The sequence below is a fragment of the Acinetobacter amyesii genome (assembly GCF_023499985.1).
Classification (GTDB): Bacteria; Pseudomonadota; Gammaproteobacteria; order Pseudomonadales; family Moraxellaceae; genus Acinetobacter; species Acinetobacter amyesii.
The window spans coordinates 17,559-31,826 of record NZ_JAMCOU010000032.1 but is presented as its reverse complement, the minus strand read 5'-3'; the positions used below and the strand labels follow the sequence as shown (position 1 = coordinate 31,826).

14 protein-coding genes and 1 pseudogene are annotated in these 14,268 nt (G+C 35.5%); 4 read left to right on the top strand and 11 right to left on the bottom strand.

Annotated features, from left to right (window positions below):
* Positions 1 to 5 precede the first annotated feature (5 nt).
* A complete protein-coding gene (locus M5F03_RS10050) occupies positions 6 to 215 on the bottom strand; it encodes a helix-turn-helix domain-containing protein (protein ID WP_074947864.1) in 210 nt (69 codons plus the stop codon).
* 87 nt (positions 216 to 302) lie between these two features.
* On the opposite strand from M5F03_RS10050, the gene M5F03_RS10045 reads away from it, so the two are divergent.
* A complete protein-coding gene (locus M5F03_RS10045; protein WP_249708239.1) occupies positions 303 to 788 on the top strand; it encodes a VspR family transcription factor in 486 nt (161 codons plus the stop codon).
* Positions 789 to 794: 6 nt separating this feature from the next.
* Here M5F03_RS10045 and M5F03_RS10040 read toward each other — a convergent pair whose 3' ends face one another.
* Positions 795 to 2,159 carry a putative phage abortive infection protein gene (locus M5F03_RS10040; RefSeq protein WP_249708237.1) on the bottom strand — a complete coding sequence of 455 codons (1,365 nt, stop codon included), beginning with the start codon at positions 2,157 to 2,159 and terminating at the stop codon, positions 795 to 797.
* Positions 2,160 to 2,303: 144 nt separating this feature from the next.
* On the opposite strand from M5F03_RS10040, the gene M5F03_RS10035 reads away from it, so the two are divergent.
* Both M5F03_RS10035 and M5F03_RS10030 read left to right on the top strand, forming a co-directional pair.
* Positions 2,304 to 3,401, top strand: a complete 1,098-nt coding sequence (locus M5F03_RS10035) for a nucleoid-associated protein (protein ID WP_249708235.1) — start codon at positions 2,304 to 2,306, stop codon at positions 3,399 to 3,401.
* On the top strand, positions 3,398 to 4,375 hold the full coding sequence (locus M5F03_RS10030; RefSeq protein ID WP_249708233.1) for a GTP pyrophosphokinase: 978 nt from the start codon (positions 3,398 to 3,400) through the stop codon (positions 4,373 to 4,375). The genes M5F03_RS10035 and M5F03_RS10030 overlap by 4 nt, the downstream gene beginning before the upstream one ends.
* A gap of 23 nt (positions 4,376 to 4,398) precedes the next feature.
* Here the strand turns inward: M5F03_RS10030 and M5F03_RS10025 are convergent, their stop codons facing one another.
* The 9 genes and pseudogenes from M5F03_RS10025 to M5F03_RS09985 form a co-directional block, all read right to left on the bottom strand.
* Positions 4,399 to 6,879, bottom strand: a complete 2,481-nt coding sequence (locus M5F03_RS10025) for a DEAD/DEAH box helicase family protein (protein ID WP_249708231.1) — start codon at positions 6,877 to 6,879, stop codon at positions 4,399 to 4,401.
* A gap of 47 nt (positions 6,880 to 6,926) precedes the next feature.
* Positions 6,927 to 7,757: an S-formylglutathione hydrolase gene (gene fghA, locus M5F03_RS10020; protein WP_249708230.1), complete on the bottom strand. Its 831-nt coding sequence runs from the start codon at positions 7,755 to 7,757 to the stop codon at positions 6,927 to 6,929.
* A gap of 192 nt (positions 7,758 to 7,949) precedes the next feature.
* Positions 7,950 to 8,390: pseudogene (locus M5F03_RS10015) on the bottom strand (alpha/beta hydrolase-fold protein); the annotation flags it as partial.
* Between the two features lie 28 nt (positions 8,391 to 8,418).
* Positions 8,419 to 9,810 carry a C13 family peptidase gene (locus M5F03_RS10010; protein ID WP_180021433.1) on the bottom strand — a complete coding sequence of 464 codons (1,392 nt, stop codon included), beginning with the start codon at positions 9,808 to 9,810 and terminating at the stop codon, positions 8,419 to 8,421.
* A 125-nt stretch (positions 9,811 to 9,935) separates the two neighbouring features.
* Positions 9,936 to 10,754 (bottom strand): class I SAM-dependent methyltransferase, encoded by an 819-nt coding sequence (locus M5F03_RS10005; RefSeq protein WP_249708229.1) that lies wholly within the window; start codon positions 10,752 to 10,754, stop codon positions 9,936 to 9,938.
* Positions 10,748 to 11,572, bottom strand: a complete 825-nt coding sequence (locus M5F03_RS10000; protein WP_078191179.1) for an undecaprenyl-diphosphate phosphatase — start codon at positions 11,570 to 11,572, stop codon at positions 10,748 to 10,750. The genes M5F03_RS10005 and M5F03_RS10000 overlap by 7 nt, the downstream gene beginning before the upstream one ends.
* 12 nt (positions 11,573 to 11,584) lie before the next feature.
* The gene (gene tsaB, locus M5F03_RS09995) at positions 11,585 to 12,250 is read right to left on the bottom strand and encodes a tRNA (adenosine(37)-N6)-threonylcarbamoyltransferase complex dimerization subunit type 1 TsaB (RefSeq protein WP_078192363.1); all 666 of its coding nucleotides are present in this window, start codon (positions 12,248 to 12,250) and stop codon (positions 11,585 to 11,587) included.
* Positions 12,251 to 12,412: 162 nt separating this feature from the next.
* The gene (locus M5F03_RS09990) at positions 12,413 to 12,943 is read right to left on the bottom strand and encodes a gamma carbonic anhydrase family protein (protein ID WP_078192364.1); all 531 of its coding nucleotides are present in this window, start codon (positions 12,941 to 12,943) and stop codon (positions 12,413 to 12,415) included.
* Positions 12,944 to 12,978: 35 nt separating this feature from the next.
* Positions 12,979 to 13,587 carry an NUDIX hydrolase gene (locus M5F03_RS09985; RefSeq protein WP_180156414.1) on the bottom strand — a complete coding sequence of 203 codons (609 nt, stop codon included), beginning with the start codon at positions 13,585 to 13,587 and terminating at the stop codon, positions 12,979 to 12,981.
* Between the two features lie 126 nt (positions 13,588 to 13,713).
* Here M5F03_RS09985 and M5F03_RS09980 point away from each other — a divergent pair, with 126 nt between their 5' ends.
* On the top strand, positions 13,714 to 14,262 hold the full coding sequence (locus M5F03_RS09980) for an NUDIX hydrolase (protein WP_078192366.1): 549 nt from the start codon (positions 13,714 to 13,716) through the stop codon (positions 14,260 to 14,262).
* Positions 14,263 to 14,268 lie beyond the last annotated feature (6 nt).

Below are 14,268 nucleotides of genomic sequence, written 5' to 3'. Positions count from 1 at the left end.
AAGTTTTAAGGTATTAAACTCTTTATATCTACGTTCAATACATGGGCAATCTGAGCTAACTTTTCGACTGTCACACTCACCTCACCTCGTTCAATTCGCCCAAGATAACTACGATCAATTGTTGTCAGCAATGCTAACTGTTCTTGGCTTACTGATTTATTTTTTCGAGCTTCTCTAATTTTAGAGCCAATTGACAAGGCTAATTCTGTATTCATAGTTGATAACCATAAATACAAGAACTATCAGGAATTGAAGTGTTTTAATCCACGGACTATAATCCTCATTATTTATCAAAGATTGCCATGCACCTAGAATCTTTACCACTATTCCCTCAATTTATGAGAGTGTTATGTAGCTATCGAATCTCATCATTTCAAGTCAGTGATATATTAGCTAAAGTCATACTTTTAGGAGTAGAAAACAATAATATCAATTACCAAAATGTCTATCGTTTAGTACAACGACTTGTAAAAAAAGGATATTTAATAATAGACGATGCTAAAAATCCCTATACAACCTATACCGAAACAGATGAAATGATGAATCTTAGAGATCAATTCTGTAACGAGCCTTATGATACTATTGATAAACTTATAGACGAGCAAAACCAGCTTAAATTAGAAATTTTAAACCTTAGCAATGAAATAGAGATGTATGAAGAATTAAAAAAAAGTTATCCTGACCTTCAATTCAAAATTGAACAACTTAAAGAAAATAGAAAAAAACAAATAGATTATTTAAAAAATAAATACAATGCGTTATCCTCTTTAATTAAATATATATCTTAAATATTTTTAAATTTTTAAAAAATTGCGATAGCTATCATAGCTTATACGATATTGTACTAAGGCATAAACTGCTTTCATATAATCCGTATCTTTTAAAAACTCTATTTCCCTTTTAATAGACATTACTTGATCACGAGTTCGTTTTTCAAATTCAGCACTATCAGATTTTAAAATCTCACATTCCCTCTCATTAATAAAAGTATTTTTATCCTCAATAACTTTCAGTATCAAAACTTCTAAATCAGAAAAACTAGCCCCTCTAAAACCTAAAACTCTCGTTATTTCATCTGGATAGAAATAAGAAAACACGCCACTTTTTAATAAAATATCATTTATGGTATTAATTACATTAAAATCAAGATCACAACTTATTTTACCTATATCTTCAAAATATATCGAAAAATAATCATTATCACAGAAAGCATTTTCATTATACATATATGCATATTGAGTAATTAAATTAATCAGACCAACTTTATTTACATCAATTATCAGAGGTTCAAATAAGCCATATTTTTCAATAATTTTTTTATATTTATTAAACCCACTTAATCCATTAAAAAATAATGACTCTAACTCAAACTGTTGTAAAGTTGCTTTAAAGATATCAAAGTACTGTTTTTGTTTATATGAGTACCCATTTTCATCATCATTACCATCTTTTAAAGCATCATTATTATCAATCAGCCTAACAATCTGATAACAAACTCTAAAATATGGACTAAATGAGTCAACTAGCTCATCTTCATAATACTCTTTCCATGTACCTTTAAACTTAGTTTTAAAGTCAATGATATGCCTACTTATAGCTTCCTTTCCTCGAAGCTTAACTATCTCTTTCCCTAATCTTGAATTAAACGAATTTCGATTATATTCATATGTAATATCTTGAATAACATCATTTTTAGTCTTGAGTAATTCAAAAAATATATTCTCAAAATTTTGAATCGCTATTTGCTTCTGCTGCTCCTTGGCTGATTGAATTTGTTTATCTAAATTCTCTCGCTGAAGTTTTAGTATTTCCTGTTGAGTGCTCACATTTTGCTTTTCTAATACAGCAATTGCTTGTTGATGATCTGATGTTTCTTTTAGTACATCTCTAGTATCCCTGAGTTCTTGAAGTTGTAATCTTATTGATGACGTAAGCCAATAAAAAGCAAAAGCAGCAAGAACAGGGTTTAAAGTCCCTCCAACAAAATCACCAAATGTTCCCCATGTACCATGATCTGAATCAATTTCACCATGAAAGTTAAGAAAATAGCTACTAATCACGCCAACTATTAAGAGAATAGCTAATCTAATAGACCATTTAATTTTTCTTTCAATATTCTTAAGGTTTTGATCTTGATTTTCAGATTCAGTACTTTGCATATGTATTTTCATCGAAGTTTAAAGATAAACGACATCAAATGTCGCTATTAATCAATCTATTATATATTTTCTAAATTGAATAATGCACAATTATCATGCACAATACTTATTAATTTTCTTTTATATTCGGATGCTATAAAGATAATGTCTTTAACAAATCTCACAGTTAATCGAATTATTATCCATCAAATTTTTCAGAAAACTGCCGATACAATTACACCTCCTGAAAAAAGTACTGAATACACGAAATTTGATGAAAAAGCCCAAGCTGATTTTGATAGCCGAGTTGTTGGTGCCTTAGGCTCAGATTCTAAAGCAGTTTCAATGCAAATTATTGATGTAGAAAGCTCTGGCTTACCAAGCATCATAAATAAAGCAATTGATGACTCTGACGATGAATTTATTAATTCATCCTATGCTATCGCAACTAGATTAGCCAAAGCGCAATTTGAGAAAGGGCGCTCAATTGGTGGAGGCATTGTTGTTGTTTTCACTGGAACATATGGGATACTGGACAAAAAAATTATTGGTGTAATGAAAGCTGATCTTCATAGTGGCTATGAGAAAATTACTACTGAAAATGGACAAATTTCATTAAAGCATATTGAAGCTTTGTTACTAACACCTTCATCAAAACTATATAAAACAATTGGTTTTTGTGAAAAATCAGACTATGCGCCTTCGTCCACTAATCTTAATGATAAATGGTCAGTATTAATTTCAGACAATCAAATTAGTCAAGTTGATGGTAAAGCGGCGGCTGAGTATTTTTATAGTACTTTTGCTGGATGTGGTTATCCTGAAACCAGTGCTCGAACAACTAAGTTTTTTTATGATGCAACCAAAGAGTTTATTTTAAACTTAGATAATAAGAGTTCTGAAGAAAAATATGAATTATCTAATGCCTTAACTACTTATCTCAAATTAGGACAATCTTCTGTTGTTAATCCTATTGAATTTGCAGAAAGTTTTTTTGAAAAAGATATAATTGATGAATATAGAAATTATCTCAAAGATAAAAAAATCCCGATTACTTCATTTACAAAAGATGTTGAGCACATCAAAAATCAATTGAAACTACACAAAGTTACTTTCAGTAATAATGTTAAAATTGAAGCTGATCCAGATACATTTAAAAATGATGTTTCAATTACAACTATTGAAGGAGATAGAGATGAAAATGGCAATGTACCAGAATGGACTCAAATAGTCGTCAAATCGAAATTAATTATTAAGAAATGAACGAAAAAGAGTTCCAAGAAAAATGGCTTTTAGAAGAACCTATCTATCAAGCATGGGGAGACTATATCGTCTCTCAAATCTTAAATTCCCTAGAATCAAATCAATTAAAGATCGAAACATTTTTAAAAATTGAGCCTAAAATTAGAGTCAAAAACATCAAATCTCTGATTGATAAAGCTTTTTATCGTGAAAAAGCATATACAAATCCATATGATGATATTGAAGATAAGATTGGACTAAGATTTGTTGTTTTACTAACCGACGATGTCCGCATTCTAAGTCAATTAATAACTTCTCATGATTCTTGGGATAGTATTATTGCGAGAGATTATGAGGATGAAAAAAATAAAGAACCTCTACTATTTTCTTATCAATCAATGCATTTTATTTTGAGATCTAAAAACGAGATTAAACACAAAGGTATTAAAATACCATCAAATATTCCCTGCGAAGTTCAAATTAGAACTCTTTTACAACATGCCCATGCTGAGTTAACACATGGCACTGTATACAAAAAAAGACAAACAACTAAACCTACAGTTCTACGTACTATAGCAAAATGCATGGCATTAATTGAAACTACTGACAAGTTTTTTATTGAAGCTACAAAAGATTTAAATGCTGATGTCATTACTGAGTCTCAAATTATCAAAAAATTAGACTCAATCTATTTTTCAAAAACTGGATTACAATCTCACAATCAAAATTCATCTTTAATTGTTTTTTATACATTTGAAAATTTAATCGATGATAAAATTATTGAAAGAATACTTTTGATGCTTGATGAACACCCATATTTAATAAATAGAATTAAAACAAAATATACAACTTTCAATTTTTATCAACAAAGTTATATCTTATTTGTATATTGGCTACTTGAAAATAAAAAATATTTAGTCGTTGATGAGTGGCCTTTAGATAGAAAAATATTAGAGTGTCTTGCGACTGATATTGGGATTAGCTTATTACACTAATCCCAACAATTTAACGAGCAAAGTCAGTCTATTACAAACTTTTTAAGATAATTAATTAGATCATCCTCTCTAAGCCCATAATCCTTTAACTTAAATTCACAAAATCTTATCCAGTCCGTATCAGAAGGAGCCGTCTCAACTTCAGTATAAAATCCTATCAAATTTGAAATTAATATATGAATATCATTTAATAAAAAACTATATGTATTATGAGCATCAGCTTCAGAGTTATTAGTTGCTATATTATGAGAAACAATAGCAATCAACTTATAATCAGATGATGAATATTGATTTAAAAACCATTTTCCTGCTGTTAATAATTGCCCATGATTATCTTTATTATAAGAAGCAGATTTTTTAGATTTTGCTTCTATAACCCAAGCGTGATTATTACTAAAACTCCAAACTAGGTCTGGCCCCTTCCCTTTTTCATCAAATCTTTTACTACATAACCCTAAATATTTTGCTAAATCATTTAAATTCTTTTCAAAAAGATTTGCACTACTTTCTGCTTTCAAATGTAAAGTAATCTCTTTAAGCCCAGCTTTAATCCCATCCTTAAATTTAAAAGACGAAATAAATTTTGCAACTTCAGTCGATTGATTTTGCGGTATAGTTAGATGCTCATAACTTATATTTGTGGTTGGTTTAAGAAGATTGCTATTTCGTTGATAAGCAGATCTTTGATAATCTTGATAATTGCTTGGATTAAAACTATAAGTGATTCTTCCTGCAAGTTGATATAGCCACGCACTTGCTTGCTTATCTTTATCTTTATAAATACCTAAAAACTTGTCTAATTGATCCAAGCCAATTTGATGTTGATTATTCACCCAATAGCTAAAAATCTTTCTTTCAATCATTGCTGGTTCTAAATCAGATTCTATAACATCTAACTCATCCATTTTTGTTGCTAAAGTCTTAGCATGAAAAGAAGTCCAATTAGGATCTCGATCTAAACTTTGCATAAAGCCATCAACTAATGAACTTTCATTAGTCACCATATCTGTCAACTTTCTACCAATTTCTAATTGAGTTCTACTAGGTGCTGTCAAAATCTCATAGTTCTGACTTTGTGAAATCCAATTTTTTAAATCTTCACCAATTAAAATGACAACACAAAAGTCTCCACCACCTCTTGCTGCACGCCCAATCCCTTGCTCTACTCGTTGCGCTATCATTTTCGATAATGTTTTTGACCCAAAGAAACTATTGCTTCTGAAAATTTCATAAGAGGAGGTTCCAATAGGTAATCCATCTAAAATAAGTAATCTACAAGAATCACCAGCTAGATCAATACCGTCATATCTATTTGATAATATGATTGGTTTATCTGCCTCCCTCTTAATTAGTGCCTCTATACCTTGATTGATATTATCTTTATTAAGAACATAACCATAGTCACTCCATTTTTCAGCTTTTACATCAGATGGTGTTAAAACTAAACAACCGACTTTTCTAGTCTGGGCTTTACTAAAAAGTCGATTTATCGTTTCTGGTAGAATTTCATCTGGCATGAAAATCATTCTTTCCCCAATACCAGCTAAAGATCTATTTTTAATGACTGATTCAATAGATTGCTTGCTTACATCAAAACTTCTTATAAGTTCACTATCATCTGCAATTGTAGCAGACATAAAAACTCTTCTAGAACATTCACTAAAAGATGGAAAACTTTCTAATATTGGTAAAATAGGTGTAATTGTAATCGCATTATGGCTTATAAGTACGTGGCAATACTTTAAATTATCCCTAATTAAGCTCCATGCAAATTCATTTGAGAAATTTTTACTCAAATCAGATACTAAAAGAGTATATTTATCAAGCCAATCCCAGTAAGGTATTTCCAGTACATTTGATGTATCTTGACCTGACACCATCTCTTCGAATGTCACTATTTTATCTATCTTTTCAAAAGCATTATAAAATAGCTCTACAAATTTAATATATAGTTCATTATTTTTGATTTTATCAATACTTAAAGTATATACATCTCTTATGATAGAAAAAGCACTGTGCGCATCATCAAGTATTATCCCTCCCAAATTAACAAAATCACGAGTTACACCTTTAACACCAAACTTACTTTTACCATTAAACAAACAATTATAATTACATACCATTATTGATTTAGAATTTAGAAAATCTCTAGATAGAGGTGCTCCTTTAATATACTCGCATACAGGAAAATTCATCATCCGAGCCTTTTCCAATGTTTGCTCAACCAATTGATTGTTAACACATAAATATACTACAGGTTTTTTAGACTCATTTAAAATTGATTTTGCAATCAGTAAACCAACTAGAGTTTTACCTCCTCCAGTGTGGAGTTTAAGAATATTATCTTTATTCTCTCGTTTAAAGAACCAATCCCTAAGTACATCTGCCTGACTACTATATAGATCATTAAATCCAAGAGGTTTCGGCATTTCCCTAAAAATTTCAATTGGATCTATAATTTCTTTTTGTGAAAAATCATTATCTAATGCTGAAAAATCGATCATCCCCGCCCTCTTTATCTTCTACTAAAAATTAAATTATTTAAAATTAATTATTGATTAATGTTATTTACATGAAATTTAATATGATCTTCAATAAAACTAGCTATAAAATAATAACTATGATCATATCCATCTCTCATGTTTAAAGTAACTGGATAGTCTTTTTCTCTACAGACATTTGCTAAGATTTCAGGCTTCAACTGTTCTTTTAGGAAAGCATCTTCACTACCTTGATCAACTAAAATAGGCATCTTCACGGAACTGGATTTGATTAGCTCGACAGCATCATAGTCAGACCATAAAGCCTGATCAGTACCAAGATAAGCAGTAAATGCCTTTTGACCCCAAGGAACTTGAGAAGGTGCAACAATTGGAGAGAAAGCAGAAATACTCTTATAGATCTCAGAATTTCTTAACCCTATGACTAATGCCCCATGTCCACCGGCACTATGCCCCATAATGCTTTGAACTTTATTTGTCGCGAAACTATTATCTATTAAGGTTCTTAATTCATGGAGAATATAGTCATACATTCTATAATTTTCTAACCACGGCTGTTGAGTTGCGTTCAAGTAAAAGCCTGCGCCTTGACCTAGATCGTAATTTTCATCATCTGGTACCCCCTCACCTCTTGGACTCGTGTCAGGCGCAACAATAATCACTTTATGTTCAGAGGCATATTTTTGTGCTCCTGCTTTTGTAATAAAGTTTTGTTCATTACATGTAAGACCTGAAAGCCAATAAATTACAGGGAGTTTTTCATTATTATCATGTGGTGGAATATAAATTGAAAAATTCATTGAACACTTCAATACCTTCGACTCGTGCTTATATACTTCCTGCCAACCGCCAAATGAAGCATGTCTTTCTAATCTTTCCACGAATAAATACTCCAATAATTTTAATTACTGAATATAGTAGCGTGGATATAAAAAGTATGGAATTTTTAATAAGAAAATTTGATCTATTCTGCTGAAATATGGATTTTTTTATGGAATTTTTAACTTAGTTATTAAAACTTATAAAAATCAACAAACTAAAATATTTTCCATATTTTCAAAAAAACATTGTTTAGAATGTCCGAATATGCCAATCGCACCTTTTTGTACCGGAAATTCAGTCTGTACCAGCGAATACAATTCTTCAGTAAGAAAACGTTCCATTTGATAATGCTCGGCCCACGGTTGTTCCGTTGCATTGATATAAAAGCCTGCGCCCTGCCCAATATCCCAATGATCGCCTTGCGCTACCTGTTCCCCACGTGGAGAAGTATCAGGGCTGATTAAAATCAGGCCGAGCTGCGCAGCTAAACGCTGTGCATGCGCTTTAATGGCAAAGGTTTCTTCGGTACAGGTTAATCCAGCCAAATAAAACAATGCAGGACACGCTTGGCCTTGCAAGGCTGCTTCCGGCAGAAAAATACCAAACTTTGTTGGGGTTTTTAAACTTGAAGAATCCAATTGATAAATACGCTGCTCACCAGCAAAACAGGTATTTCGTTGTACTAATTCCATGATCTTTATCCTAAACTTTTTTGATCTTTTAAGGCGTAACCGTCGTAGCCGGTGCAGTAGTTGTCGGCGGGAACAATCGTTGTTCTAATTGAGGCAACATTAATGCCATGTTTTTCCCCATCGACCACTGCGGTTCAGAAGGTTCGAAACCTTGCGCTGCTTCCCATTTCGCAACAGTCGCTTTGGTTTCATTAAATGCCGCTTGAATACTGGTCTGCTCACGCATCGCCTGATCAAAGAACGCACGGCCAAAATAGGTGTATTCAGCTTCATTCGAACAGCCAAAAGACTGACGATCTGCTGCCGATGCAGTAATGATTAAAGTATTATCATTTTGCAACGCTGGAATAAAACTGCCTGAATAACATGAAGAAATCACGATCACTCGCCAACGAATTCCGGATGCATCCAAAGCTTCTTTTAACCATTTAGGATCGACTTGCGCCAAATCCAAAGGTGCATTTTCCATTTCAAAGACATTTGGTAAACCATGTGAGGTCATATATAAAAATAAGACGTCACTTTCTCGGTTCATCTGCTGACCAATACGACGCAGCGCCAACTCCATACTGGTTTTAGATGCCAGCGGAATTTCAGTGCGCGTTGCAGGGTTATTGATAAGCTCAACCGAACGCCCATAGGTGCCAAAACGTGTATCAAACTGTTCTTTAATCCGTTCAATTTCCAGTTTAAAGACATCTTGATAACTCGCACCTGCCACCCCTAAGAAGTACCAATGGGATTGGGCAAATTCACCATATTCCACTGCGTCTAAAGATTTATTGAGCAAACGGCTTTGTGCATAAAATGCATCTTCAGCAAAGCTTGGAGGAACTTCTTCCACTTTCCAAATCGGCTGATCTTTGACTGAGACTTGCCACACGACCAAAGTAAATAGCGTCGCACCCATAATCAGTGCTCGCTCCCACCATGGCCATTTCAGCTCACGTGAAAACACCCAAACGACAGCCAAACTTTGCCAAACAAATAGAATAATGAATAACGTTGGAATGTAGTCATACAGAAAGTATGGGAGAAAATCGAGATCTCCCAAATATTGAATCAAACATTGAAACAACATGATGTGCGTATCAAGCACCAACCAAAGCAATGCAGGGACCAACATTAACCGTGGATTATTTACACGTTGTGATAGGAAAATCCCCACAATTAAAGCAATAAATGGCCACAATGCATAACTTATAAGACCTTGAGCGTTAAATTCACCAATACGCCCCGTGCTCAGCCAACTAAATAAACTGTTAGCACAACCACCTAAAATCCCCCAAAACACCAATTGTAAAATCGATGGACGAACGATTTGTAAAGAACGACGAGACCCAAAAAATAACCACATCCCCGCAGTTTGGTTGCTTTTAAAATCATGCCAAAAATTGATGGAGGGTTTGAAATCAATCATAGAGTTCTAATGGTGGCCTTGGCTCGCTTAATTGCACAAATAATTTTATGCCTGATGTCGTTTTTAGCAATGCTATTTTTTAACTATATAACAAATCTTTGAACAATATTGAAGCAAATATCATTTTAAGTCACAAGATCATGTTGGAAATATGCATCAAAGCGACAAGCATCACCTTGCCACTGATGTTGCGGCTCTTGATTCGCTAAAAAAACCGCCAATCTTGGACGTTTAACCACGACACGTTTAGCAATTTTTTGTGCTAAATCCAGTAAATTATCACCTAAATCCATTTCACCATCTTCAGGTAACAGTAAATGCAATAATTGCATTTGTTTTTTGACCTGAGCTTGCTTTTTGACGGCTTGCTGGTTTTGATCTCGCTGCGGAAACATCGGATCGAGATAAACCACATCTAAGATTTGATTGGTCGTCGACAAATGTTTCAAAAAGTCTGCCGAATCTGAAAAGACCAATTCAATTCGAGCTACAACCGAACTTAAAAATGCATCTTGCTGTGCACGTTGATGTGAGTCTTCCAATAGGGTAAATAAAATCGGATGACGTTCCACAAGAGTCACATGCGCACCCAAATGTGCCATTAAGAGACTGTCGTGCCCTAGCCCTGCGGTTGCATCTACAAGCTGTGGTTTTTCAGCCAAATTACACGCACGTGCAATCATCTCAGACTTTAAAGATGCTCGCTTTAAACGTCCAACTTCTGCTTTCCAATCGGGTTGCATCTTCATGCCATTGGCCGCTAACCACAAACCATCTGCATCGACACACAAACTGAGTTCAGAGTTTAAACGTAAAAAACGCGCGTTTAATTTTTCAACCAATTTAATATTTACAGATACACCACGTGAAGAAAGCACAGCAGAATACTGCTGTGCTTTCTCATGAAACTCTTGTTCTGTGTATAAGCGGATTTCGCTTACCATAATTTCCAGCCTGTAAATGCGAACAATAAAATCAATAAACCTGAAACAATTCGATACCACGCAAAAATCATAAAATCACGTTTTGCCACATAAGCGACAAGCGCACGAATTAAAATCAATGCAGAGACAAATGAAACGATTAAACCAACAGCGATCACAGTCCAATCTTGAGTGCCTTGAAATACATCATAGCTTTGATATAAATCCAGCAAACCTGCACCGACAATAACCGGAATACCCAAAAAGAATGAAAACTCAGTGGCTGCTTTACGAGAAACCCCTAAGAACATGGCACCAATAATGGTCGCACCTGAACGTGAAGTCCCTGGAATTAAAGACAAAACTTGAATTAAACCAATCCAAATCGCATCTTTAATGGTTAAATCTTCTACTTCTTTGGCACGCACTTGCGGTGGATTTTTTTCGATCCAAATAATGATCAAACCACCGATAATCAACCCCATAGCAATCGCAATGTTATTGAACAGCAGCTCTTTCACCGTCTGACCAAACGTCAAACCAATCAACACGATTGGAATCGAAGCGAGAATTAAGCCAAAACCTAAACGGCGACCTTTTTCTTCACCAGTCACCATACCGGTTGCTGCGCCCCACAGGCGGCCCCAGTATTCATAAATCACCGCCGCAATCGCACCCATTTGAATTGCGATCACGAAAACATCACTTTTTTCTTTGGTCCAAAAGTTCATTAATTCTGAAGCCAGAATTAAATGCCCTGTACTTGAAATCGGTAAAAATTCGGTAATACCTTCAACAATACCCATGATTGCCGCTTTGAGCAGCAGTAGAAGATCCATATATAACCCTAATTATGGCTTGCCTTGTTCTGAAATTTTCTTCCAGGCGTTATCTCGTAAATATACGGGCAATGCAAGTTCAGCACTCACCCATGCTTTTCTTTGCGCCGCTTCGCGGGCAATAGTAGCAATATCTTGTGCTGTTGCACTTAAGTCTTTGTATTGTGTTTGTTCTGATTGAATGAGCTCACTACCAGAACCCACGACAGTAAATTTGATCTGTGGTGTGGCATCGGCGTAGCTTAATAATTGTTCTTCATCAACAGCCTGCATAATGCCATTGGCATCGAGTTGATAGCTGGCGATGTACACTTCTTGCATGCGTGCATCAAGGACTGCAGTTACTTCAGTCAAACCATGTACACGATGCGCCGCTTGAGCCAAAGCTTGCAAAGTCGATACTGGAACAACAGGTACGTCATTGGCCCATGCCAAGGCTTGTGTTACCGCTGCATTAATACGAACACCACTAAATGAGCCAGGCCCACGACTAAATGCAATCGCAGTTAACCCCGCTAACTCAATAGCAGTTTGATTAAGCCCTTGCTCAATCATTGGGAGAATGGTTTGTGTCTGCGCTTTTGCCCGTAAATCGAGTTGAAAATAAAGCTCTTGAGTTTCATCTACAATCGAGACGGAACACTGCTCATTGGCAGTTTCCAATGCCAGTAATTTCATGCGCAACCTTAATTAAATTTAATCTTAAAAAACGTTGAATATGATACTCCACTCCATCGCAGTTCGCGAGATTTTCCACCTCAGACTCAGCGCTTTCTGTATTTAATCCATAAAAAAGCCTCGACAAACGTCGAGGCTTTTTTGCTTGCCATGTATAGCGTTTTAAAGTTCAGCAACTTCGAGTTGAGTAAAATGTTTAAAATGAGCGGCATAGTGCATGGCACTCATTTTTAGACGTGCTTCCGCTTGTTCATCTAAAGTCTTGACGACTTTACCCGGTGAACCCATCACAACAGAATTATCCGGAATCACCTTCCCTTCTGGAATTAAAGCATTCGCACCAATGATGCAATTTTTACCAATCACAGCATGATTTAGAACCACGGCATTGATTCCGATCAGACTATTATCGCCTACGGTACATCCGTGTAGCATGGCTTGATGCCCAATCGTGACATAATCGCCAATGATCATTTCAATGCCCGCATCGGTATGCAGCACCGCATTTTCTTGTACATTGGTAAAATCACCCAGTTTGATACGACTGTTGTCCCCTCGAATGACGGCTCCGAACCAGACACTCACTTCTCGGCCTAATTCAACTTGCCCAATGACCGTTGCATTTTCTGCAACCCAACCATCCCAAGGTTGATGCGTGGCTTTCGGGCTATATCCTTGAAATTTGTACAACATGATCAAACATCCTATTTTGACTTTCTAAAAATGATTTATGGCTCACGGCCCAAATGAAATGAAGGAGAATTTAATAAAAAAGGCCATTCTTTTTGATAATTCAGACCATATTGAAATAAGGAAATCAGCATCCGTGCAGTCAAGCCCCATACGATTTCGTTTTCGACTCTTAAACTGGGAAAATAAAGCGATTGCTGGGCAAAACGAACTTCATACGGCGTTGGCGGTGTTTCTAAAAGCTGCCTTAATGATGCAAAAAAAATACGATCAATTTCAGTTGGTTGAGGTATTAAATTTACGTCAGGCGGGATCAATCCCACGATCGGTTTAACTAACATTCCATTCCGTGCTTTTTGCATTGGTAAATCACCCAAAAGTTGCACGTCAAATGGATTTAGAGCGGTTTCTTCTTGAGCTTCTCTTAACGCCACCACGATATTACTGGTGTCTTGGGCATCACGTTTTCCACCGGGAAAGGACACCTCACCGGCATGATTATTCATATAGAGTGAGCGGCGGGTCAATAAAATGCGTGGATTATCTTCTTGGGTAATCGCAATCAATACAGCAGCATGTGCAGGTTGAATACGCTTAGAAAAACGTAAACGTTGCTGCAATCGCTGAGTCAATAAACCCTCATCCATCCACATTACACCCTTATAATTATCTTATTTTCATCATAGCTGAATTTCGGCTAAGCTGGTTAGAAATGATGCCAAAGTTTTATTTTTAAGTTATTCTGGCGGTTCACACAATCCATGACGATGAATATGAACTTTTGCTCAAACTGCGGACAAAAAACAAAAGAAGCGATCCCGCTTGGAGATCATCAGATACGCCGTATTTGTACCGCATGTGGGTTTATTCATTATGTGAATCCTAAAGTCATTTGTGGTGCTTTAGCCGTTTGGGACAATCAAGTTTTACTTTGCCGTCGTGCGATTGAGCCTCGCTATGGGCTGTGGACATTACCCGCTGGCTATATGGAACTCTATGAGACGATGGAGCAAGGGGCAGCGCGTGAAACTCGCGAAGAAGCCGAAGCAGAAGTCAATATTGAGCAACTGTATTGCATGTATAACATTCCCCGTATTGGGCAAATTTATGCCTTGTTCAAATCTGAACTAATCAATGGAGAGTTTGGTGCGGGTGATGAAACCATTGAATCACGATTATTTAGCGAAGAAGATATTCCTTGGGATGATTTAGCCTTTCCTAGTGTGGAAAGAACGCTGCGGCATTATTTTGCTGACCGCAAAACAGGTCAGTTTGAAATGCATCTCGAAACCCTTGGTACGCGACTCGATCACACAGGTTAATTTACA